This window comes from Variovorax boronicumulans NBRC 103145, assembly GCF_001591345.1.
Lineage (GTDB): Bacteria > Pseudomonadota > Gammaproteobacteria > Burkholderiales > Burkholderiaceae_C > Variovorax > Variovorax boronicumulans.
The window spans coordinates 1-21617 of the sequence record NZ_BCUS01000040.1 but is presented as its reverse complement, the minus strand read 5'-3'; the positions used below and the strand labels follow the sequence as shown (position 1 = coordinate 21617).

The following is a 21617-nucleotide window of genomic DNA, read 5'->3' as shown; positions in this document are numbered from 1 at the left end:
CCCATGACGAACAAGGTTCAACCCATCAAGATTGCGATCCTCGCCATGGGCGGGGAGGGCGGCGGCGTGCTCGCCGACTGGATCGTCGACATGGGCGAAGCCAACGGCTACGTCGCCCAGACCACCTCGGTGCCGGGCGTGGCCCAGCGCACCGGTGCGACCATCTACTACGTCGAGCTGTACCCCGACGCGCAGGCGCAGTCCGACGGCGGACGCCCCGTGCTCGCGCTGATGCCGCTGCCGGGCGATGTCGACGTGGTGCTCGCCTCCGAGCTGATGGAAGCCGGCCGCGCGGTGCAGCGCGGGCTGGTCACGCGCGACCGCACCACGCTCATCGCCTCCACGCACCGCGTCTTCTCCATCGCCGAAAAGAGCGCCATGGGCGACGGCCGTGTCGACAGCGACCAGCTGCTCGCCCACACCGCGCGCGCCGCCAAGCGCTTCATCCGCTTCGACATGGCGCAGGCCGCCGAGGCCTCGGGCAGCGTGATCAGCGCCGTGCTGTTCGGCACGCTCGCAGGTTCCGGCGTGCTGCCCTTCGGCCGCGCGCAGTTCGAGGCCACCATCGAGCGCGGCGGCGTGGGCGTGAAGCCCAGCCTCAAGGCCTTCGGTGCAGCCTTCGACCGCGCACAGGACGGCGACGACGGCGAACCCGCCAAGGTGGCGCCGGCCGCCACGCCCGCGCCGCAGCCGCGCCACCCGGCCGTGCGCGCACTGGTCGAACGCGTGCAGCGCGACTTTCCGCAGCCCGCGCACGACTTCCTGCTCGAAGGCGTGCGCCGCCTCATCGACTATCAGGACCTGGCCTACGCCGGCCTCTACCTCGACCGCATGGCCGCGGTTGCGAAGCTGCCCGACGACGCCCACCGCCTGCTGCGCGAAACCGCGCGCCACCTGGCGCTGTGGATGTCCTACGAAGACACGGCCCGCGTCGCCGCCCTGAAGACCCGCGCCACCCGCTTCGAGCGCGTGCACGGCGAGGCCGGCGTGCAGCCGGGCCAGCTGCTCGCCATCCACGAGTACATGCACCCGCGCCTGCAGGAAATCTGCGAGACGCTGCCCGGCGGCCTCGGCCGCTGGCTCATGCATTCCACGTTGCCCAGGAAGATCGTCGAGCGCTTCACGCAGCACGGCCGCGTGATCCGCACCAGCTCGCTGCGCGGCTACCTGATGCTGCGCATGGTCGCGGCCTGCAAGGGCTGGCGCCGCTCGACGATGCGCTACGCCGACGAAAACCGCCGCATCGAGGAGTGGCTGCAACGCATCGCCGCCACCGCGCCACGCAACCCCGCGCTCGCCGTCGAACTCGCCCAGTGCCAGCGCCTGGTCAAGGGCTACAGCGACACGCACGAGCGCGGCCTGCGCAACTACGACACCGTGATGCGCGCGTTCGAGCGTGCAGGTGCCGCGCTGGCGCCCGCCACCCTGCGCGAACTGCGCGACGCGGCGCTCGCCGACGAACACGGCCACAAGCTGCAGGCCGCGCTGGTGCAGCACGCCTTGGCCTGAAGGGACCCGAACCATGACCGCCCCCACGCTCCAGCTTCGCGTCGCCGAAGCGCGCGCCCTCAACCCGCTGATCCGCCTGCTGCGCCTGCGCGCCGAAGACGGCCGCGCGCTGCCCGGCTTCGCCGCCGGCGCGCACATCCGCGTGCAGGTGACGCTGGCCGACGGCACCACCGACTGGCGCCACTACTCGCTCATCAACTTCGCCACCGAGCGCAACGCCACCAACGCCCCGACCGACTACGTGATCGCCGTGCGCAAGGAGGCCGAAGGCCGCGGCGGCTCGCGCTTCATGCACGAAGGGCTGGCCGAGGGCAGCGTGCTCACCATCGAGCCGCCAAAGAACGACTTTCCGCTGCACACCGGCCCCGGCGGCACGGTGCTGGTGGCCGGCGGCATCGGCGTGACGCCGCTCGCCTCGATGGCCGCGCGCCGCCGCGCCGAAGGCGCCGCCGTGCGCATGCACTACGCCGGCCGCAGCCGCGACCTCATGGCCTTCCTGCCCGAGCTGCAGGCGCTGCTGGGCGACGACCTGCGCGTGCATGCCGACGCCGAGGCCGGCGCGCCGCTGGACATCGACGCGCTGCTCGACGCCGTGCTCGCCGGCGACCGCCTCTACGTGTGCGGCCCCAAGGTCATGCTCGACGCCGTGCTCGCGCGTACCCAGGCCCGCGGCTGGGAGCACGACCGCGTGCACTTCGAGCTCTTCACCGAACCCGTCGTGGAGGAAGGCGACCAGCCCTTCGAGGTGGAACTCGCCCAGTCGGGCCAGCGTTTCACCGTGCCGGTCGGCCAGAGCATCCTCGACTGCCTCATCGAACACGGCTGCGACCCGATGTTCGATTGCAAGCGCGGCGAATGCGGCGTGTGCGCCGTGCCCGTGATCGAGGGCGAGATCGACCACCGCGACTACGTGCTCACCGCCCGCGAGAAGGCAGAGGGCACCGTCATGCAGATCTGCATCTCGCGCGCCAAGGGAGCGCGCCTGGTGCTCGATCTCTGAGAAAAGCCAGCCAGGAAGGAGCCAGGAGAACCATGCCTTCGTACCGAGACAACCCCGATGCCGTTCGCGCGCTCGTGCAGAACGACCGCGTGCACCGCGACCTGTACACCAGCCAGGAGCTTTTCGAGCTGGAGCAGGAGCACTTCTTCGCCAACACCTGGAACTACGTCGGCCACGAGAGCCAGCTGCCGAAGTCGGGCGACTGGATCACCAACGAGATCGCGGGCCGCCCGCTGATCGTCGTGCGTCACAGCGATGGCAGCGTGCGCGTCATGATGAACCGCTGCGCCCACAAGGGCTCGCGCCTGGTGAGCGGGCCCTGCGGCAACACCGGCAAGTTCTTTCGCTGCCCGTACCACGCCTGGACCTTCAAGACCGACGGCGCGCCGCTGGCCATTCCGCTGAAGACCGGCTACGAGCACACGCAGCTGCACGAGTGCGAGTCGGGCAAGGGCCTCACCCCCGTGAAGCACGTGCGCAGCCACCGCGGCTTCATCTTCGTGAAGATCAACGACGCGGGGCCCGACTTCGACGCGTACTTCGGCGATTCGCTCAGCTCCATCGACAACATGGCCGACCGCTCGCCCGAGGGCGAACTGGAAATCGCCGGCGGTTGCCTGCGCTTCATGCACCAGTGCAACTGGAAGATGTTCGTCGAGAACCTCAACGACACCATGCACCCCATGGTGGCGCACGAGTCGTCGGCCGGCACCGCCAAGCGCATGTGGGCCGACAAGCCCGAGGACGAGCCCAAGCCCATGGCCGTGGAGCAGTTCGTGCCCTTCATGTCCGACTACAAGTTCTTCGAGGACATGGGCATCCGCACGTATGACCACGGCCACAGCTTCACGGGCGTGCACTTCAGCATCCACAGCAAGTACAAGGCGATCCCCGAATACGACGACGCCATGAAGGCGCGCTACGGCGAAGAGAAGACCGCGCAGATCCTGGGCATGGCGCGGCACAACACCGTGTACTACCCGAACCTCACGATCAAGGGCGCGATCCAGGCCATCCGCGTGGTCAAGCCCATCTCGGCCGACAAGACCCTTATCGAGAGCTGGACCTTCCGCCTCAAGGGCGCGCCGCCCGAGCTGCTGCAGCGCACCACCATGTACAACCGCCTCATCAACTCGCCGTTCTCGGTGGTGGGCCACGACGACCTGCAGGCCTACCGCGGCATGCAGGCCGGCCTGCACGCCAGCGGCAACGAGTGGGTGAGCCTGCACCGCGACTACGACGAATCGGAGTTGAAAGGCGGCGAGATCACCACGGGCGGCACCAACGAGCTGCCCATGCGCAACCAGTACCGCAGCTGGGTGCAGCGCATGACGGAGACGATGTAATGGTCGCCGCCGATATCACCCGCCAGGACCTCGTCGACTTCGTCGTCAACGAAGCGCGCCTGCTCGACACCCGTCGCTACGAGGAATGGAACGCGCTCTTCACCGACGACGCGTTCTACTGGATTCCGCTCGTGCCCGAGCAGGAAGACGGCCTGAACCACGCCTCGCACCTGTACGAAGACAAGCTGCTGCGCGAGTTGCGCATCGAGCGCCTGAAGAGCCCACGTGCCTTTTCGCAGCAGCCGCAAAGCCGCTGCCACCACCTGCTGCAGGTGCCCGTGGTCGAGACCTTCGACACCGAGGCCCAGCGCTTCGTGGTGCGCACCGAATTCCACTACACCGAGTCGCAGGGCGACGAGCTCCAGTTCTACGTCGGCACCTTCTTCCATCACCTCGCGGTGCAGGACGGCGCGCTGCGCATGACGCTCAAGCGCGTCGACCTGCTCAACTGCGACGCGGCGCTTCCGGCCGTGCAGCTCTTCATCTGACAGGGACGCGATGACCCACGCCACCGTCCACCAGGTGTTCGCCGCCACGGCCGCGCGCACCCCGCAGGCTGAATTCCTCTTCACCGAATCGGTGACCGCCGCCGCCTACGGCATCGCCGCCGGCGCCATCCGCTGGGGCGAAGCCGCCGCAGAAATCGAGCGGCTGCGCACCGCCTACGCACAGGCCGGCTACGGCCACGGCCACCGCGTCGGCCTGCTGCTGGAGAACCGGCCCGCCTTCATCTTCCACTGGCTCGCGCTGAACGCGCTGGGCGCGAGCGTGGTGCCGATCAATGCCGAGATGCGCTCGGCCGAGCTGGTCTACCTCATCGGCCACAGCGAGATCGGCCTGGCCGTCACGCTGCCCGAGCGCGCCGCCGACCTGCAGGCCGCCGCCGCGCAGGCCGGCGTGGCCTTCGAGACCATGGGCCCCGACGACGCCGTGCCACCCGCGAAGACCGCCGCGCCGCGCGCCGGCGAGCCCGTGGGCACCGACACCGAATGCGGCCTGCTTTACACCTCGGGCACCACGGGCCGGCCCAAGGGCTGCATCCTGAGCAACGCGTACTTCCTGCGCGCGGGCGAGTGGTATGCGGCGCTGGACGGCGTGTGCAGCATCCGCCCCGATGCCGAACGCGTGATCACGCCGCTGCCTCTCAACCACATGAACGCGATGGCGTTCTCGACCATGGTGGTGCTCATTGCCGGCGGCTGCCTCGTGCAGCTCGACCGCTTCCACCCGAAGAGCTGGCTGGCCAGCGCGAAGGAGAGCGGCGCGACCATCGTTCACTACCTGGGCGTGATGCCCGCGATGCTGCTGTCGGCCCCCGCGTCGGCGGCCGACCGCGACCACGCGATCCGCTGGGGCTTCGGCGCCGGCGTCGACCGCAAGAACCACGCGCCCTTCGAGGAGCGCTTCGGCTTCCCGCTGGTCGAGGCCTGGGCCATGACCGAGACCGGCGCGGCCGCCTGCATCATGGCCAACCGCGAGCCGCGCCTCGTGGGCACCAGCTGCTTCGGTCGGCAGGAAGACTTCGTCGAGATCAGCCTCATGGGCGAGGACGGCAGCGACGTGGGCACCGACATGCCCGGCGAACTGCTGGTGCGCTCGGCCGGCGCCGACCCGCGCCGCTACTTCTTCTCCGGCTACCTGAAAGATGAAGAGGCCACGCGCGAGGCCTGGGCCGACGGCTGGTTCCACACCGGCGATCTCGTGCGCCGCGACGCCAACGGCAACTTCTTCTTCGTCGACCGCAAGAAGAACGTGATCCGCCGCAGCGGCGAGAACATCTCGGCCGTCGAGGTCGAGAGCGTGCTCAACCAGCACCCGGCCGTGAAGACCTCGGCCGTGGCCGCCACGCCCGATGCGGTGCGCGGCGACGAAGTGCTCGCCTGCATCGTGCTGCGCGACGACACCGATGCGTCGCAGCGCGAAGCGGTCGCGGCCAGCATCGTCCAGCATGCGCTCGCGCAGCTGGCGTACTACAAGGCGCCCGGCTACGTGGCCTTCGTCGACGCGCTGCCGCTCACGCCTTCGCAAAAGATCCAGCGCGGCCAGCTGCGCGAGATGGCGCAGTCGCTGCCGGGCCAGGGCCATTGCATCGACACGCGCTCCATGAAAAAGAGGCAGGCATGACCAAGCGACGGCTCTCCTACGAAGGCGTCGCGGTCGCGGTGCCCGTCACCGTGCCCTACGTGCGCTACTCCACGCGCACCGCGCACTGGTTCGTCGGCCAGGCCATCGACGCGCTGGTGCAGGCCAGCGGCGTGGCCAAGGAACAGATCGACGGCCTGTGCCTGAGCAGCTTCTCGCTCGCGCCCGACACGGCCGTGGGCGTCACGCAGCACCTGGGCCTGTCGCCGCGCTGGCTCGACCACATGCCCACCGGCGGCGCCTCGGGCGTGATGTGCCTGCGCCGCGCGGCGCGTGCGGTGCAGGCGGGCGATGCCGACATCGTCGCCTGCGTGGGCGCTGACACCAACCACGTCGACTCCTTCCGCCAGACGCTGGGCAGCTTCAGCAACTTCGCGCGCGACGCGAGCTACCCCTACGGCTCGGGTGGCCCGAACTCGATCTTCGCGTTCATCACCGCCAACTACATGCGCACCTACGGCGCCACGCGCGAAGACTTCGGCCGCATCTGCGTGGACCAGCGCACCAACGCGCTGGGCAACCCCAACGCCATGTTCAAGAAGGGCCTCACGCTCGACGAGTACATGGCCGCGCGGCCCATCTCCGATCCGATCCACCTGTTCGATTGCGTGATGCCCTGCGCAGGCGCCGACGCCTTCCTCGTGATGAGCGAGGAGCGTGCGCGCGACCTGGGCCTGGCGCACGTCGTGATCCGCGGCGCCATCGAGCGCCACAACGCCTACGCCGAAGACCCGGTGATGGTGCAGGGTGGCTGGCGCAAGGACCGCGACGACCTCTACGCGCAGGCCGGCGTGCAGCCCGCCGCGCTCGACTTCGTGCAGACCTACGACGACTACCCCGTCATCGTGATGATGCAGTTCGAGGACCTGGGCTTCTGCGAGAAGGGCGAGGGCTCGGCCTTCGTGCAGGCCAACACCATGACCTTCGACGGCAGCTTTCCGAACAACACCAGCGGCGGCCAGCTCTCGGCCGGGCAGGCCGGTGCGGCAGGTGGTTTCCTCGGCATGGTCGAGGCGATCCGCCAACTGACCGACCAGGCCGGCGCGCGCGCCGTGCCCAATGCCCAGCTGGGCCTCGTCGCGGGCTTCGGCATGGTGACCTATGACCGCTGCCTCTGCACAGGCGCCGTCATCCTCGGGAGACCCGCATGACCATGCCGATGATGCGCCCCCCGCGCAAGAACCCGGTGCTGCGCACCCGGCAGATGAACCTGCCGCCCGGCGCGCGCGGCCGCGTGGCGCTCGGCCTCACGGCCGCTGCCGCCGAAGGCCGCTTCGAGCTGCAGACCTGCGAGGACTGCGGCACCGTGCAGTACCCGCCGCGCGAGGTCTGCCACAAGTGCCTGTCGGCCGCGTTGCGCTGGCGCCAGCAGAGCGGCGAGGGCGCGCTGCTCGGCAGCACCACGCTGCACCACAGCAACGACCTGTTCTTTCGCGAGCGGCTGCCCTGGCGGCTGGGCCTGGTGCACCTGGATGCCGGCCCCACGCTCATGGTCCACCTGCACGGCGAGGTCGGCGATGCGCCCACGCGCGTGCGTGTCGGCGCCCGGCTCGACCGTGCCGGCCAGGCCGTCCTCATTGCTTTTCCGACTGAAGGGAGTCCCCACATGGCCGACGACAAGATGCTGCGCGAAATGACCAGCGACCCCAAGTTCCGCAAGGTGCTGGTGACCGACGGCAAGACCGAGACGGGCCAGGCCCTCGTGCGTGCGCTGGTGAAGGCCGGCGCCGACATCGTCTGGGTCGGCCATGCCGAACCGTGGAAGAAGATGGGCGACGGGCTCGATGACATCTCGGCGCTGCCGCAGGTCACGCTCGTGCCGCTGGACCTCACCAACGGCCGCCAGGTGACCGAGCTGGCCGGCTCCATCGGCGGCAAGGTCGACATCGTGATCAACAACGCCGAGGTGCACCGCACCTTCGGCATCGGTGCGCGGCGCGGCACCGACGTGGCCAAGGCCGAGATGGACATCAACTACTTCGGCCTGCTGCGCCTGGCGCAGGAGTTCGGCCCCGCGCTCAAGGGCCGCTCGGCCGACGGCGCCACGGGCGCGACGGCGTGGGTCAACCTGCTGTCGATCTACGCGCTGAGCAACTTCCCGCCGCACGGCACCTTCAGTGCCTCGAAGGCCGCGGCGCATTCGCTGGCGCAGTGCCTGCGCGCCGAGATGCGGCCCGCCGGCATCCGCGTGATCAACGTGTTCCCCGGCCCCATCGACGACGAATGGAACCAGCACACGCCGCCGCCCAAGCTGGCACCCGCCACGCTGGCCAACGCCATCGTGAAGGCGCTGCGCGACGGCGTGGAAGACGTGTACCCCGGCGACGTGGCGCAGGAGTGGCTCGAGCGCTGGCGCGACAACCCCAAGGTGCTCGAACGCGAACTCGCGGCGGGCGGCTGAGCAGAGGAATCACACGATGACCACGACCACCAACGAACTGATGTCCGCCGCCGAAGTCCTCGGCAGCCTCGTGACCGCCATGGCCAGCGGCCGCATCCGCGTGATCGACCTCACGCAGACGCTCACGCCCGAGTTTCCGCAGATCGCGCTGCCGCCCGAGATGGGCCAATGCTGGCCCTTCCGCATCGAGGAGGTGTCCAAGTACGACGAGCGCGGCCCGGGCTGGTACTGGAACAATTTTTCCTGCGGCGAGCACACCGGCACGCACTTCGACGCGCCGATCCACTGGATCTCGGGCCGCGACCTGCCGAACAACTCGGTCGACACCATTCCCGTGCAGCACTTCGTGGCGCCGGCCTGCGTGATCGACTGCTCGCCGCAGGTGAAGGACGACCCCGACTACCTGCTGACGCTCGAAGATATCGAGGCCTATGAGGCGGCACATGGCCGCATCCCGAAGGGCGCGTGGGTGCTCATGCGCACCGACTGGTCCAAGCGCACCGACCCCGAGGCCTACCAGAACTTCGACGAGACCGGCCAGCACACGCCCGGCCCGAGCACCGAGGCCGTGCGCTTCCTGGTCGAGCAGCGCGACGTGCTGGGCTTCGGCTCCGAAGCCATCGGCACCGACGCGGGGCAGGGCTACCACCTGCGTCCGCCGTACCCCTGCCACTACTACATGCACGGCGCGGGCCGCTACGGCCTGCAGTGCCTGAGCAACCTCGACCTGCTGCCGGCATCGGGCGCGGTGCTGATCTGCCCGCCGCTGAAGATCGAGAAGGGCAGCGGCAGCCCGCTGCGCGTGCTGGCCCTGGTGGGAGCCACGGCATGAGCGCCGCCGCACCCAAGGTCGCGGCCGTCACCGGCGGCAGCGCCGGCATCGGAAAGGCCATCTGCGAAGACCTGCTCGCGCAGGGCTACGAAGTGATCTCGCTCGCGCGCCGCAAGGCCGAGATCGACCACCCCAAGATGCACAGCCTCGAGGTCGACTTGGCCGATCGCGCCGCCACCGGCCAGGCCGTGCGCGAACTGGTCGAACGCTTCGCACCGACCACGATCGTCCACAACGCCGGCGTCATCCGCGCCGCGCTGCTGCCCGACGTGAAGCTCGACGACCTCGATGCGCTGGTCGAGCTGCACCTGGGCTGCGCCATCCAGCTCGTGCAGGGCGCGCTGCCCGCGATGCGTGCGCAGCGCTTCGGCCGCGTGGTGCTGCTGTCGTCGCGCGCCGCGCTGGGCCTGGCCACGCGCACCAGCTATTCGGCCACCAAGGCCGGCATGCTGGGCATGGCGCGCACCTGGGCGCTGGAGCTCGCGGCCGACGGCATCACGGTGAACGTGGTGGCGCCGGGCCCGATCCGCACCGACATGTTCTACGACGTGGTCGAGGCCGGCAGCGAGAAGGAGCGCGCGCTCGCGGCCTCGGTGCCCGTCAAGCGCCTGGGCGAATCGGCCGACGTGGCACGCGCCGTGCGTTTCTTCGCCGCGCCCGAGAACAGCTTCGTCACCGGTCAGGTCTTGTATGTCTGCGGCGGCACCAGCGTCGGCAGCCTGGCCCTCTAGTTTCATTTCAGCGTCCGTTTCGTTCCGTTCAAAAACATCACCTCTGGAGCATCGCCATGAAAGTCCTGAACCGAATTCGCACCCTCGCGGCCGTCGCCGCGGGCCTCGGCGCGCTGAGCGCCGCCAGCGCGTGGGCCGCCGATTTGAAGGTCGGCTTCATCACCTCGCTGTCGGGGCCGGTGTCGTCGCTGGGCATTCCGTACGAAAAGGGCATGAAGGCCGCGCTCGCCTACAAGGCCGACCTGGGCGGCCGCAAGATCCAGCTGGTGCAGCTCGATGACGCGTCCGACCCCACCACGGCCGCGCGCAACGCACGCAAGATGATCGACGAGGACAAGGTCGACGTCATCATCGGCACGGCCGGTTCGCCCGGCGCGCTGGCCATTGCCGGCGTGGCGCGCGAAACCAAGACGCCGCTGATCTCCATCGCCAACGCCAACCTGCCGGGCGAGGAGGGCGCGTGGATGGTCACGCTGCCGCAGCCCGCGCCGCTCATGGTGAGCGCGGTGGTCGAGCGCATGAAGAAGTCGGGCGTGAAGACGGTGGGCTACATCGGCTTCTCCGACGCCTGGGGCGACCTGGTGTACGGCGCACTGCAAAAGAGCGCCGAGCCGGCCGGCATCAAGATCGTGTCGAACGAGCGCTATGCGCGCGGCGACGCTTCGGTGACCGGGCAGGTGCTCAAGATCGTGGCGCTGCGCCCCGACGCGGTGATCACCGGCACCTCGGGCACGCCGGGCGCGCTGCCGTATCTCGCGCTTTCGGAGCGCGGCTACAAGGGCCAGATCTACGGCATGCACGCGCTCATCAACCCCGACTTCGTGCGCGTGGGCGGTGCGTCGGTCGAAGGCCTGCTGGCCCCCACGGGCCCGGTGATCGTGGCCGAGCAGCTGCCCAACGACAACCCGATCCGCAAGGTGTCGATGGACTTCCGCGCGGCCTACCAGAAAGCCAACGGCGCACCGCCGACCGACGCCTTCTCGGCCTACACCTTCGACGCCTGGCTGGTGTACCTGGACGCCGCCCAGCGCGCGCTGGCCACCAAAGCCGAGCCCGGCACGCCGCAGTTCCGCCTGGCGCTGCGCGACGCCATCGTGAGCACCAAGGAGCTGGTGGGAACGCACAGCGTCTACAACTTCAAGCCGACCGAGCGCTACGGCTCGGACGACCGCTCGCGCGTCGTCGTGAAGCTCGAGAAGGGCCAGTGGAAGCTGGTGCCCTGAACGCCCTCGCGTCGATCCGATGAACGCCGCCCACCCCATGCACCCGCTGCTTCGTTCCCTGCGTCGCCGGCGCGCGACCGGCACCGTGCTGTTCGCCGCCGCGTTGCTGGCCGGCTGCGCCGCGACCGCCCCGGGCGGCAGCAGTGAAGTCACCATCAAGCGCGACCGCTACGGCGTGCCGCACGTCTACGCCAGCGACACGCGCGGCCTGTTCCATGGCTTCGGCTATGCCGTCGCCGAAGACCGGCTCTACCAGCTGGAGATGGCGCGGCGCTCGGGCAACGGCAGCGTGGCCGAGGTGCTGGGGGCCGAGTTCGTCGCGACCGACAAGGCCACGCGCTCCAACATCGATCCGGTGTCGATCCGCCGCCAGATCGATGCATTGAACGCGGACGACCGCGCCATGTTCGAAGGCTACGCCGCGGGCGTCAACGCGCGCATCCGCGACGTGCTGGCCGACCGCGCGAAGTTGATGCCGCGCGAGTTCATCGACAACGGCTTCGAGCCCGCGCCCTGGACCGCGGACGACGTGGCCATGGTCTGGATCGGCCTGATCCTCAACCGCTTCTTCGCGGGCACGGCGGAGGTCGCGAACCTCTCGCTGCTCAACCAGCTCAAGGCCGCGCGCGGCGACGTGGCCGGCCTGCAGCTGTACGAGCAGCTGCGCTGGCTCGAAGACCCGACCGCGCCGACCATCGTGCCACGCGGCAACGCGAACCGGCTGGCGAGCGCCGAGCCCGGCGGCGCCGCGCTCGCGCCGGTTTCCGCGCAGGCCGCCGCCGACTTCCGCGCCACGCAGGTCGCCCGCATGGGCCTGGCCGCCACCGAAGGCATGCCGACCGCCAGCAACGCCTGGGTGCTCGGCCCCTCGCGCACCAAGGAAGGCGTGGCCGTCCTGTACAACGGCCCGCAGCAGGGCTTCAACAACCCGTCGTTCGTGCACGGCATCGGCCTGCACGGCGCGGGCTATGACCTCACGGGCCTCACGCCCATCGGCCTGCTGCCCGTGCTGTTCGGCACCAACGGCACCATCGCCTGGGGATCGACGGTGGGCTCGCTCGACACCAACGACATCTACCAGGAAGAACTGAACCCGGCCAACCGCCACGAATACAGGTACGACGGCGCCTACCGCCCGATGACCCGGCGCACCGACGTCATCCGCGTGAAGGGCGCCGCGCCGCAGAGCGTGGACATCTACGCCACGGTGCACGGCTTCGTGCAGAGCTGGGACGTGGACAACGCCCGCGCCTACACCGCGCGCAGCACCTGGCAGGGCCGCGAGGTCGAGACCATGCTGGGCTGGGCGCGTGCCGCACGGGCGCGCGACTGGTCGGGCTTTCTCGCGCAGGGCGAGCGCGTGGCGGCGTCCATCACCTGGTTCTACGCCGACGTGGCGGGCAACATCGGCGCCGTGGGCCTGGGTCGCATGCCGCGCCGCCCGGCCACGCAGGACATCCGCTTTCCCGCGCGCGGCGACGGCAGCATGGAGTGGCAGGGCAGCCTGCCGTTCAGCGCCAACCCGCGCGCCTACAACCCCGCGCAGGGCTACCTCGCGAGCTGGAACAACCAGATCGCCGAAGGCCTGCGCGCGGACGGCGCGAACTTCTCGCACGTCGACCGCGTGGCCGAGATTCACGCACAGCTGCAGGGCACGGCCAAGCTGGGCGCCGACGAGGTCTGGCGCGTGAGCCAGGGCGCGGCATTGGCCGACCTGAACGCGCGCTACTTCGTGCCTGTCATCGTCGACGCGGCCAAGGGCCTGCCGGCCGGCGACCCCGCGCGCCGCGCGGCCGACCTGCTCGCCAACTGGGACCTGAAGAACCGCGTCGCCCCGGGCGGCGAGGTGTACGACAACCGCGCCACCACCGTGCTGCGCGCCTGGCTGGGCGCGATGTCGCGGCGCCTGCTGGCCGACGACCTGCCGCCGGCCGTGTTCGCCACCTACGCCAACCTCGGCTACCCCACGCTCACGCCGCGCGGCTCGCCGGGCAGCGCCCAGCCCGCGGCCGTGGCCAAGCTGCTGTGGAACGCGCTGAGCGGCCCGGCCTCGGGCGTGCCGCAGCGCCACGACTTCTTCAACGGGCAGGACCCGCGCGCGATGGTGCGCGCCGCGCTGACCGATGCGGTGGGCGAGCTGCGCACCCGCCTCGGGCCCGACATGGCCGCGTGGACCACGCCCGTGGTGCGGCATCGCTTCTCGCGCATCAACGCCATCGGCGTGCCGTGGGCCGGCGCGGGCGACGAGCCCGAGGTCAGTCCCTACATGAACCGCGGCACGCTCAACTACCGCGTCGTGATGCGCCCGGGCGCGCTCGACATGTGCTCGGTCGCCGCGCCGGGGCAGAGCGGCTTCGTGAGCCCGGCCGGCGTGCGCGACCGCCACTACGCCGACCAGCTGGCGCTGTTCGAGCGCTTCGAATGCAAGCCGGAGCGGCTCACGCCCGCGCAGGTCGATGCCGACCTCGAATCGCGCCGCACCCTGCGCTACTGACCCGTCCCTCGTCCCCATTCCAACCCCCGAAGAGGAAGCTCCCATGAAGAAAATCTCCCGCCTTGGCCTCGCGCTGCTGGCCGCCTTCACCGCCGTCGGTGCGGCGGCGGCAGACCTCAAGATCGGCTTCATCAGCTCGCTCTCGGGGCCGGTCGCGGCGCTGGGCGTGCCCTACGAGAAGGGCATCCGCGCGGCCATCGCCGAGCGGCCCGAGATCGGCGGGCGCAAGGTGCAGCTCATCGTGCTCGACGACGCCTCCGACCCGACCACCGCCGGGCGCAACGCGCGCAAGCTGGTGACGGAAGACAAGGTCGACGTGCTCATCGGCACCTCGGGCGTGCCGGGTGCGATGGCCATCGCCTCGGTGGCGCGCGAGCTCAACACGCCGCTCATCTCGCCCACGCCGGTGACCATTCCGGGCGCGGACGGCGCGTGGACCGTCACCGTGTCGCAGCCGTTCCCGCTCATGGTGGCGGGCGTGGTCGAGCGCATGCAGAAGTCGGGCGTGAAGACGGTCGCCTTCATCGGCTTCTCCGACGCGCTGGGCGACCTGGCCTACGACTCGCTCGTGAAGAGCGCCGCCACCGCCGGCATCAAGGTGGTGGCCAACGAGCGCTATGCGCGCAGCGATTCCTCGGTGGCCGGGCAGATCCTGAAGATCGTCGCGGCACGGCCCGACGCGGTGTTCGCGGGCAACTCCGGCACGCCGGGCGCGCTGCCCTACCTGGCGCTGGCCGAGCGCGGCTACAAGGGCAAGATCTACGGCACGCACGGCCTCATCAACGCCGACTTCGTGCGCGTGGGCGGCACGGCCATCGACGGCCTGCAGGTGCCCAGCGGCCCCGTGCTGGTGGCCGACCAGCTGCCCGAGAGCAACCCCATCAAGAAGGTCGCGATGGGCTTTCGCGCTGCGTACCAGAAGGCGAACGGCGCGGTGCCCACCGACGCCTTCTCGTCGTACACCTACGACGCCTACCTGCTGCTGGCCGACGCGGCCTCGCGCACCAAGGGCGAGCCCGGCACGCCGCAGTACCGCACGGCGCTGCGCGATGCCATCGTGGGCACGAAGGAGCTGGTGGGCACGCACGGCATCTACACCTTCAAGCCCGACGACCGCTACGGCTCCGACCAGCGCGGCGTCGTGATCGTGCAGATGAACAAGGGCCAGTGGAAGCTGGTCCCCTGACCTCGGTTCAACCGAAGCCCACCGCCATGACCGCCTACCGCAACCGCCCCGATCTCGTCGCGGCGCTGGTCCGCGACGACCGGGTGCACCGCGACCTGTACCTCAGCGACGAACTGTTCGCGCTGGAGCAGGAGCGCCTGTTCGCCCGCACCTGGGTCTTCCTGGGCCATGCCAGCCAGGTGCCGGCGGCGGGCGACTTCGTCACGCAGGAGATCGCGGGCCGCCCGCTGCTCATGGTGCGCCAGCCCGACGGCGCGGTGCACGTCATGTACAACCGCTGCGCCCACAAGGGCACGCAGCTGGTGACCGACGAGAGCGGCAACACCGGCCGCTTCTTTCGCTGCCCGTACCACGCGTGGACCTACAAGCTCGACGGCGCGCCGCTGGGCCTGCCGCTGAAGAACGGCTACGAGGGCACGCAGCTCAAGGCCTGCGAGTCGGGGCAGGGGCTGTCGGTGGTCAGGCACGTGAAGGTGTACCGCGACTTCGTGTTCGTGCGGTTGTCGGACACGGGCCCGTCGTTCGAGGACTACTTCGGCGAGGTGCTGGGCGCCCTCGACAACATGGTCGACCGCTCGCCCGAGGGCAGGCTCACCGTGGGCGGCGGCGTGCTGCGCAACATCGTCCATTGCAACTGGAAGATGTACCTGGAGAACATCAACGACACGGTGCACCCGATGTCGACGCACGAGTCGGCCACGAAGGCGGCCGAGTCGCTGTGGGAAGGGCATGCGCCCACCGACCCCAAGCCGATGGCGATGGAGCAGATATTGCCCTTCGGCTCGGGCTACGAGTTCTTCGACCAGATGGGCGGGCGCGTGTTCGCCAACGGCCACAGCGTGCTGGGCGTGAACTTCAGCATCCATTCCAACTACGCGCAGCTGCCCGAGTACGAGGCCGCGATGCAGGCAGCGCACGGCGTAGCGCGCGCCGCCGACATCCTGCAGCGCTCGCCGCAGAACTCGGTGCTGTACCCCAGCCTGTCGGTCAAGGGTTCGCCGCAGGCCATCCGCGTGATCCGCCCGCTGGCGGCCGACCGCACGCTCATCGAGGCCTGGAGCTTCCGCGCGGCCGGTGCGCCCGCGCTCCTGTTCGAGCGCGCCATGAGCTACAACCGGCTCGTGTTCTCGCCCATGTCGGTGGTGGCGCACGACGACGTGCACCTGTTCGAGAGCATCCAGAAGGGCCTGCGCGCCGGCGGCAACGAGTGGATCAGCCTGCACCGCAACCACGACCCGGCCGAGACGCAGCAGGCCACGGTGACCACCAACGGCACCAACGAGCTGCTCATGCGCAACCAGTTCCGCGCCTGGGCCCGGGGCATGACGCCGGAGGTGGCGGCATGAACGACCCGCGCGACTTCATCGCCCACGAGGCGGCCCTGCTCGACGCGCGCCGCTTCGACGACTGGCTGGCCCTGTTCGCCGACGACGGCCACTACTGGGTGCCGCTGCTCGGCGCGGCGCAGGCCGATCCGTTCTCGCACAACTCGCTGGCCTACGAAGACCGGCTGCTGCTGCAGCTGCGCGTGGAGCGCCTGAAGAACCCGCGCGCGCATTCGCAGCACCCGGCCAGCCACAGCCAGCATGTGCTGCAGCCCTCGCGCATCGAGGAAGAAGCCGCGGACGAAGTTCACCTGCGCACGCCCTTCCTCTACATCGAGGCGCGCGGCGACGACCAGATCCTGCTGAGCGGCACCGCCCGCCATCACCTCGTCCGCACCCCCACGGGCTGGTCCATCCGCGAGAAGCGCATCGACCTGCTCAACGCCGCGCGCGCCTTGCCGGCCATCCAGTTGTTCATCTGAGTTTCCGTTCCTTCCATCCTTCCTCACTGGAGCTACGACATGAAGAACCTGATGCAGACCTTGACGCGCGGTGCCCTCGCCGCGGCGCTGACCGCCTGTGGTGTGGCGAGCGCACTGGCGGCCGACCTCAAGGTCGGACTCAGCGTGTCGCTGTCGGGGCCCAACTCCTCGCTGGGCGTGCCGTACGCCAAGGGCATGCAGGCCGCGCTGGCCTACAAGGGCGAGGTCAACGGCCGCAAGATCCAGCTCGTGGTGCTCGACGACGGCTCCGACCCGACCACGGCCGGGCGCAACGCGCGCAAGCTCATCGAGGACGAGAAGGTCGACGTGCTCATGGGCACCTCGGGCGTGCCGTCGGCCATCGCGATGGCGCAGGTGGGCAAGGAGGCCAAGACGCCCATGATCGGCCTCACGCCCATCCTGCTCGACCCCAACGAGAACCCGTGGGTCATGACGGTGGCGCAGCCCACGCAACTCATGATCGACGCCGTGGTCGAGCGCATGAAGCGCAACAACGTCAAGACCGTGGGCTACATCGGCTTTTCCGACGCCTGGGGCGACCTGGTGTACGAGGCCCTGAACAAGGCCGCGCCCGCCGCCGGCATCAAGGTGGTGAGCAACGAGCGCTACGCGCGCGCCGACGCCTCGGTGACCGGCCAGGTGCTGAAGATCGTGGCGCTGCGCCCCGACGCGGTGATGACCGGCGGCGCCGGCACGCCGGGCGCGCTGCCGTTCCTGGCGCTGCAGGAGCGCGGCTTCAAGGGGGGCGTGTACGGCCAGCACGGCCTGATCAACCCCGACTTCGTGCGCGTGGTCGGCGCGGCCGGCCAGAACGCGCTGATGCCCACGGGCCCGGTGATCGTCGCCGAGCAGCTGCCGGCCGACTACCCGACCAAGAAGATCGCGACCGACTTCCGCGCCGTGTTCCAGAAGGTCAACAACGCACCCACCAGCGACGCCTTCTCGGCCTACTCGTTCGACGGCTGGCTGGTGTTCGCCGACGCCGCCTCGCGCGCCATGAAGAAGGCCGAGCCGGGCACGCCGGAGTTCCGCGTGGCGCTGCGCGACGCCATCTTCAGCACCAAGGAAGTGGTCGGCACGCACGGCGTCTACACCTTCAAGCCCGGCAGCCTGTACGGCGTGGACGAGCGCGCGCGCGTGATCGTCAAGCTCGACAACGGCCAATGGAAGCTCGCCCCTTGAATCTCCCGTTTTTCTTCACGACAACGACAACGATGACTCCGACAGAGGTTTTTCTATGAACTGGGACGTGGCATTGATCCTCGTCACCGACGGCCTGGCCAACGGTGCCGTCTATCTGCTGGCCGGACTCGGGCTGGTGCTGATCTTCTCGGTCACGCGGGTGGTGTTCGTGCCGTTCGGCGACATCGCGGCCTTTGCCGCGCTGTCGCTGGCGGCCTTCGAGACCGGCCGCGTGCCGCCGACCATCGGCATGGTGGCGGTGCTGGCCGCGCTGGCGCTGGCCACCGAAATCGGCAGCCTGCTGCGGCGCGGCGAGACCGCGCGCATTCCGAAGGCGGTGCTGATGTGGGGCGTGCTGCCCGCCATTCCGTGCGTGCTCGCCTGGCTGGCGGCGCGGCCCGGCGTGCCGGTGGCCGTGCACATCGCGGTGGCCGTGCTGCTGGTGGTGCCCATCGCGCCGCTCCTGGCGCGCGTGGTGTTCCAGCCGATCGCCGATGCCTCGGTGCTGGTGCTGCTGATCGTGTCGCTGGCGCTGCACTTCCTGCTGTCGGGCCTGGGCCTGCTGTTCTTCGGGCCTGAAGGCTCGCGCACCACGCCGCTCACGAGCGCGGTGTTCACGCTGGGCGACGGCTTCACGGTCAGCGGCCAGGTGGTGCTGATGGTGGGGGCGGCCGTGGTGCTGAGCGGGCTGTTCTTCCTGGTGTTCGAGCGCACGGTGGCCGGCAAGGCGCTGCGCGCCACGGCCGTGAACCGCGTGGGCGCGCGGCTGGTCGGCATCCGGCCGGTGCGCACGGCGCTGCTGGCCTACGGCTGCGCCTCGCTGCTGGCGGGGCTCATCGGCGTGCTGATCGCGCCGGTGACCACCATGTACTACGACTCGGGTTTCATCATCGGCCTGAAGGCCTTCGTGGCCGCGATCATCGGCGGGCTCGTGAGCTACCCGATGACGGCCATCGGCGCGCTGGCGGTCGGCGTGGTCGAGAGCTTCGCGTCGTTCTGGAGCGGCGCGCTGAAAGACGTGATCGTGTTCAGCCTGCTGATCCCGGTGCTCATGCTGCGCTCCTTCATGGCGGCCCATTCGGAAGAGGAAGAAGACGAGGTGGACCAATGAACGGCAACACGAAACGCATGGCGTGGATCGCGGGCGTGATCGTCGTGCTGGCCCTTGTGCCGGCCGTGGCGGGCAGCTTCACGGTCTCGCTGCTCAACGACATCGGCATCGGCGCGCTGGTGGCGCTGGGCCTCGTGCTGCTCACCGGCGTGGGCGGCGCCACCTCGTTCGGCCAGGCGGCCTTCGTGGGCATCGCGGCCTACGCCACGGCGTGGCTCACCACCGCGCAGGGCCTGTCGCCGTGGCTGGGGCTCCTGTTCGCGCTGCTGCTCACGGGCCTGTCGGCGCTGGCCATCGGCATGCTCACCTTGCGCCTGGGCGGGCACTTTCTGCCGCTGAGCACCATCGCTTGGGGGCTGTCGATCGCGATGCTGTTCGGCAACGTCGATGCGCTCGGGCGCCACACGGGCCTGTCGAACATCCCGCCGCTGCAGATCGGCGGCTGGTCGCTGGCCGATCCGCGCGCGATGTACTACCTGATCTGGGTGGTGGTCGGGCTGGCCTGCCTGTTCAGCCACAACCTGCTGCAGTCGCGCCCCGGCCGCGCCATCCGCGGGCTGCGCGGCGGCGCGACGCTGCTGGCCAGCGTGGGGGCGGATGCGTACCGCGTGCGGCTGTCGCTGTTCGTCACGGCGGCGCTGTTCGCGGGGCTGGCGGGCTGGCTCTATGCGCACATGAACCGCTTCGTGAGCCCGTCGCCCTTCGACGTGCGCGCGAGCATCGAGTACCTGCTGATGGCCGTGGCCGGCGGGCTCGGGCAGCTGGCGGGCGCGCTGGTGGGCGCGGCGCTGGTACTGGTGCTGAAGAACGGCCTGCAGGACGTGCTGCCGATGCTCACGCAGCGCGCCGGCCAGCTGGAGGCCGTGGCTTTCGCGGCGCTGTTCATCCTGCTGCTGCACTTTGCGCGCGGCGGCGTGATGGGCCTGCTGCGGCGCTGGACGCGCCGGCGTGCCGCGCCGCAGGGCGCCTCGCGCTACACCGGTGCGCCGGTCGAGCCGCTGCCGCACCGGCAGCTGCCGGCGCGCGGCACGCAGGTGCTGTCGGTCAACGGCGCCGTGAAGCGCTTCGGCGGGCTGGTGGCGGTGAACGACGTGAGCTTCGACGTCAAGGCGGGCGAGATCATCGGCCTCATCGGGCCCAACGGCGCGGGCAAGTCGACCATGTTCAACCTGCTGACCTGCACGCTGCCGATGAGCGCGGGCCAGGTGCGCTTTCTCGAACACGACATCGCCGGCATGCCGCAGCGCGCGGTGGCGCGGCTCGGGCTGGCGCGCACCTTCCAGCACGTGAAGCTGCGCCCGCACATGAGCCTGCTGGACAACGTGGCGCTGGGCGCGCACTCGCGCACGCGCTCGGGCATCCTGAAGGCGGGCCTGCGGCTGGACCGCACGGAAGAAAGCCAGATCCTGCAGGAGGCGCAGCGCCAGCTCGACCGCATCGGCCTGGGCGACCGCGCGCACGAGCTCGCGGGCAGCCTGCCGCTGGGCACGCAGCGCATCCTGGAGATCGCGCGCGCGCTGGCCGCCGACCCCGTGCTGCTGGTGCTCGACGAGCCCGCGGCCGGCCTGCGCCGCAAGGAAAAGATGGCCTTGGGCGACCTGCTGCGCAAGCTGCGCGAGGAGGGCGTGACCATCCTGATCGTCGAACACGACATGGACTTCGTGATGAAACTGGTGGACCGTTTGGTGGTGATGAACTTCGGCTCCAAGCTCGTGGAGGGCGTGCCGTCGGCGGTGCGCGCTGACGAGCGTGTGCAGGCCGCGTACCTCGGGAGCGTCGTATGACCGCGATGCTGGAGATTGGCGATCTGCACGTGTCTTATGGGCAAGTGGAAGCCGTGCGCGGCGTGTCGCTCGACGTGCAGCGGGGCCAGATCATCTCGGTGATCGGCCCCAACGGCGCGGGCAAGACCACGCTGCTGGCCGCGGCCATGGGCCTGCTGCCGTGCAAGGGCACGCTGCGCTTCGAAGGCGAAGACCTGCAGGGGCTCGATGTGGAGTCGCGCGTGGAGCGCGGGCTGTGCCTCGTGCCCGAGCGGCGCGAGCTGTTCGGCGAACTCACCGTGCTCGACAACCTGCAACTGGGCGCCTACGCCAAGCGGCTGCGCGGCGACGCGATGAAGCGGCAGCTGCAATCGGTGTATGACCGCTTCCCGCGCCTGGCGGAACGCCGCGCGCAACGCGCCGACACGCTCTCGGGCGGCGAGCGGCAGATGTTGGCCGTGGGCCGCGCGCTCATGTCGGCGCCGCGCCTCTTGATGCTCGACGAGCCCAGCCTGGGCCTGGCGCCGCTGATCGTGCGCGACATCCTCACCATCGTGCGCAAGCTGCGCGACGACGGCGTGTCGATCCTGTTGGTGGAGCAGAACGCGCGCGCCGCGCTCGAAAGCTCGGACGAAGGCTATGTGCTGGAGACCGGCGAGATCGCGCTCTCGGGCGCCTCGGCCGAACTGGCCAGCGACCCGCGCGTGCAGGCCACCTACCTCGGCGGAGGCACGCACGATGACGAGTGACCCGCGCGCGGTGCCGCCGGCGCAGCGCACGCTGCCCGCCATGCTGCAGCGGCAGGCGGCGCTGTTCGGCAGCCGCCCGCTGCTGCGCATCGCGGGCCGGCAATGGACGCACGCCGATGC

18 protein-coding genes are annotated in these 21617 nt (G+C 70.1%); all 18 read left to right on the top strand.

Translation table 11 applies throughout. The features are described from left to right. Nucleotides 1–3: 3 nt before the first annotated feature. Genes VBO01S_RS13775 through VBO01S_RS13690 form a run of 18 tightly spaced genes read left to right on the top strand, consistent with a single transcriptional unit; the run spans nt 4 to nt 21497 of the window. Nucleotides 4–1509, top strand: a complete 1506-nt coding sequence (locus VBO01S_RS13775; protein ID WP_062475031.1) for an indolepyruvate oxidoreductase subunit beta family protein — start codon at nt 4–6, stop codon at nt 1507–1509. Between the two features lie 13 nt (nt 1510–1522). Next, nucleotides 1523–2509, top strand: a complete 987-nt coding sequence (locus VBO01S_RS13770) for a PDR/VanB family oxidoreductase (protein WP_062475028.1) — start codon at nt 1523–1525, stop codon at nt 2507–2509. Between the two features lie 32 nt (nt 2510–2541). Further along, entirely contained in the window at nt 2542–3855 is a 1314-nt protein-coding gene (locus VBO01S_RS13765; RefSeq protein ID WP_062475025.1) for an aromatic ring-hydroxylating dioxygenase subunit alpha, read from the top strand. Then, nucleotides 3855–4343, top strand: a complete 489-nt coding sequence (locus VBO01S_RS13760) for an aromatic-ring-hydroxylating dioxygenase subunit beta (protein WP_062475022.1) — start codon at nt 3855–3857, stop codon at nt 4341–4343. The genes VBO01S_RS13765 and VBO01S_RS13760 overlap by 1 nt, the downstream gene beginning before the upstream one ends. A gap of 10 nt (nt 4344–4353) precedes the next feature. Then, nucleotides 4354–5979, top strand: a complete 1626-nt coding sequence (locus VBO01S_RS13755) for an AMP-binding protein (RefSeq protein ID WP_062475020.1) — start codon at nt 4354–4356, stop codon at nt 5977–5979. Continuing rightward, on the top strand, nt 5976–7148 hold the full coding sequence (locus tag VBO01S_RS13750) for a thiolase family protein (protein WP_062475018.1): 1173 nt from the start codon (nt 5976–5978) through the stop codon (nt 7146–7148). Before VBO01S_RS13755 ends, VBO01S_RS13750 begins: the two co-directional genes overlap by 4 nt. Continuing rightward, complete coding sequence (locus VBO01S_RS13745; protein ID WP_062475015.1) at nt 7145–8398, top strand: SDR family NAD(P)-dependent oxidoreductase; 1254 nt, start codon at nt 7145–7147, stop codon at nt 8396–8398. The genes VBO01S_RS13750 and VBO01S_RS13745 overlap by 4 nt, the downstream gene beginning before the upstream one ends. Before the next feature lie 16 nt (nt 8399–8414). Next, a complete protein-coding gene (locus VBO01S_RS13740; protein ID WP_062475012.1) occupies nt 8415–9230 on the top strand; it encodes a cyclase family protein in 816 nt (271 codons plus the stop codon). Next, complete coding sequence (locus VBO01S_RS13735) at nt 9227–9961, top strand: SDR family NAD(P)-dependent oxidoreductase (RefSeq protein ID WP_062475008.1); 735 nt, start codon at nt 9227–9229, stop codon at nt 9959–9961. The genes VBO01S_RS13740 and VBO01S_RS13735 overlap by 4 nt, the downstream gene beginning before the upstream one ends. Before the next feature lie 56 nt (nt 9962–10017). Further along, nucleotides 10018–11184, top strand: coding sequence for an ABC transporter substrate-binding protein (locus tag VBO01S_RS13730; protein WP_062474998.1), 1167 nt, complete (start codon nt 10018–10020; stop codon nt 11182–11184). A gap of 19 nt (nt 11185–11203) precedes the next feature. Beyond that, nucleotides 11204–13678 (top strand): penicillin acylase family protein, encoded by a 2475-nt coding sequence (locus VBO01S_RS13725; RefSeq protein ID WP_255221118.1) that lies wholly within the window; start codon nt 11204–11206, stop codon nt 13676–13678. A gap of 43 nt (nt 13679–13721) precedes the next feature. Continuing rightward, the gene (locus VBO01S_RS13720) at nt 13722–14864 is read left to right on the top strand and encodes an ABC transporter substrate-binding protein (protein ID WP_062474995.1); all 1143 of its coding nucleotides are present in this window, start codon (nt 13722–13724) and stop codon (nt 14862–14864) included. A gap of 26 nt (nt 14865–14890) precedes the next feature. Then, complete coding sequence (locus VBO01S_RS13715; RefSeq protein WP_062474993.1) at nt 14891–16210, top strand: aromatic ring-hydroxylating dioxygenase subunit alpha; 1320 nt, start codon at nt 14891–14893, stop codon at nt 16208–16210. Beyond that, entirely contained in the window at nt 16207–16671 is a 465-nt protein-coding gene (locus VBO01S_RS13710) for an aromatic-ring-hydroxylating dioxygenase subunit beta (RefSeq protein ID WP_062474990.1), read from the top strand. The genes VBO01S_RS13715 and VBO01S_RS13710 overlap by 4 nt, the downstream gene beginning before the upstream one ends. 39 nt (nt 16672–16710) lie before the next feature. After that, entirely contained in the window at nt 16711–17874 is a 1164-nt protein-coding gene (locus VBO01S_RS13705) for an ABC transporter substrate-binding protein (protein WP_062474987.1), read from the top strand. A 55-nt stretch (nt 17875–17929) separates the two neighbouring features. Further along, complete coding sequence (locus tag VBO01S_RS13700; RefSeq protein WP_062474985.1) at nt 17930–18985, top strand: branched-chain amino acid ABC transporter permease; 1056 nt, start codon at nt 17930–17932, stop codon at nt 18983–18985. Then, nucleotides 18982–20769: a branched-chain amino acid ABC transporter ATP-binding protein/permease gene (locus VBO01S_RS13695; RefSeq protein ID WP_062474982.1), complete on the top strand. Its 1788-nt coding sequence runs from the start codon at nt 18982–18984 to the stop codon at nt 20767–20769. Before VBO01S_RS13700 ends, VBO01S_RS13695 begins: the two co-directional genes overlap by 4 nt. Beyond that, nucleotides 20766–21497, top strand: a complete 732-nt coding sequence (locus VBO01S_RS13690) for an ABC transporter ATP-binding protein (protein ID WP_062474979.1) — start codon at nt 20766–20768, stop codon at nt 21495–21497. The genes VBO01S_RS13695 and VBO01S_RS13690 overlap by 4 nt, the downstream gene beginning before the upstream one ends. The last annotated feature ends 120 nt before the right edge of the window (nt 21498–21617 follow it).

Excerpts from the sequence above, each read along its gene's own strand:
- VBO01S_RS13735 (WP_062475008.1), top strand. The coding sequence starts at position 9,227 with ATGAGCGCCGCCGCACCCAAGGTCGCGGCCGTCACCGGCGGCAGCGCC.
- VBO01S_RS13760 (WP_062475022.1), top strand. The coding sequence starts at position 3,855 with ATGGTCGCCGCCGATATCACCCGCCAGGACCTCGTCGACTTCGTCGTC.
- VBO01S_RS13730 (WP_062474998.1), top strand. The coding sequence starts at position 10,018 with ATGAAAGTCCTGAACCGAATTCGCACCCTCGCGGCCGTCGCCGCGGGC.
- VBO01S_RS13715 (WP_062474993.1), top strand. The coding sequence starts at position 14,891 with ATGACCGCCTACCGCAACCGCCCCGATCTCGTCGCGGCGCTGGTCCGC.
- VBO01S_RS13750 (WP_062475018.1), top strand. The coding sequence starts at position 5,976 with ATGACCAAGCGACGGCTCTCCTACGAAGGCGTCGCGGTCGCGGTGCCC.
- VBO01S_RS13690 (WP_062474979.1), top strand. The coding sequence starts at position 20,766 with ATGACCGCGATGCTGGAGATTGGCGATCTGCACGTGTCTTATGGGCAA.
- VBO01S_RS13775 (WP_062475031.1), top strand. The coding sequence starts at position 4 with ATGACGAACAAGGTTCAACCCATCAAGATTGCGATCCTCGCCATGGGC.
- VBO01S_RS13725 (WP_255221118.1), top strand. The coding sequence starts at position 11,204 with ATGAACGCCGCCCACCCCATGCACCCGCTGCTTCGTTCCCTGCGTCGC.
- VBO01S_RS13700 (WP_062474985.1), top strand. The coding sequence starts at position 17,930 with ATGAACTGGGACGTGGCATTGATCCTCGTCACCGACGGCCTGGCCAAC.
- VBO01S_RS13770 (WP_062475028.1), top strand. The coding sequence starts at position 1,523 with ATGACCGCCCCCACGCTCCAGCTTCGCGTCGCCGAAGCGCGCGCCCTC.
- VBO01S_RS13755 (WP_062475020.1), top strand. The coding sequence starts at position 4,354 with ATGACCCACGCCACCGTCCACCAGGTGTTCGCCGCCACGGCCGCGCGC.
- VBO01S_RS13765 (WP_062475025.1), top strand. The coding sequence starts at position 2,542 with ATGCCTTCGTACCGAGACAACCCCGATGCCGTTCGCGCGCTCGTGCAG.
- VBO01S_RS13745 (WP_062475015.1), top strand. The coding sequence starts at position 7,145 with ATGACCATGCCGATGATGCGCCCCCCGCGCAAGAACCCGGTGCTGCGC.
- VBO01S_RS13705 (WP_062474987.1), top strand. The coding sequence starts at position 16,711 with ATGAAGAACCTGATGCAGACCTTGACGCGCGGTGCCCTCGCCGCGGCG.
- VBO01S_RS13710 (WP_062474990.1), top strand. The coding sequence starts at position 16,207 with ATGAACGACCCGCGCGACTTCATCGCCCACGAGGCGGCCCTGCTCGAC.
- VBO01S_RS13720 (WP_062474995.1), top strand. The coding sequence starts at position 13,722 with ATGAAGAAAATCTCCCGCCTTGGCCTCGCGCTGCTGGCCGCCTTCACC.
- VBO01S_RS13695 (WP_062474982.1), top strand. The coding sequence starts at position 18,982 with ATGAACGGCAACACGAAACGCATGGCGTGGATCGCGGGCGTGATCGTC.
- VBO01S_RS13740 (WP_062475012.1), top strand. The coding sequence starts at position 8,415 with ATGACCACGACCACCAACGAACTGATGTCCGCCGCCGAAGTCCTCGGC.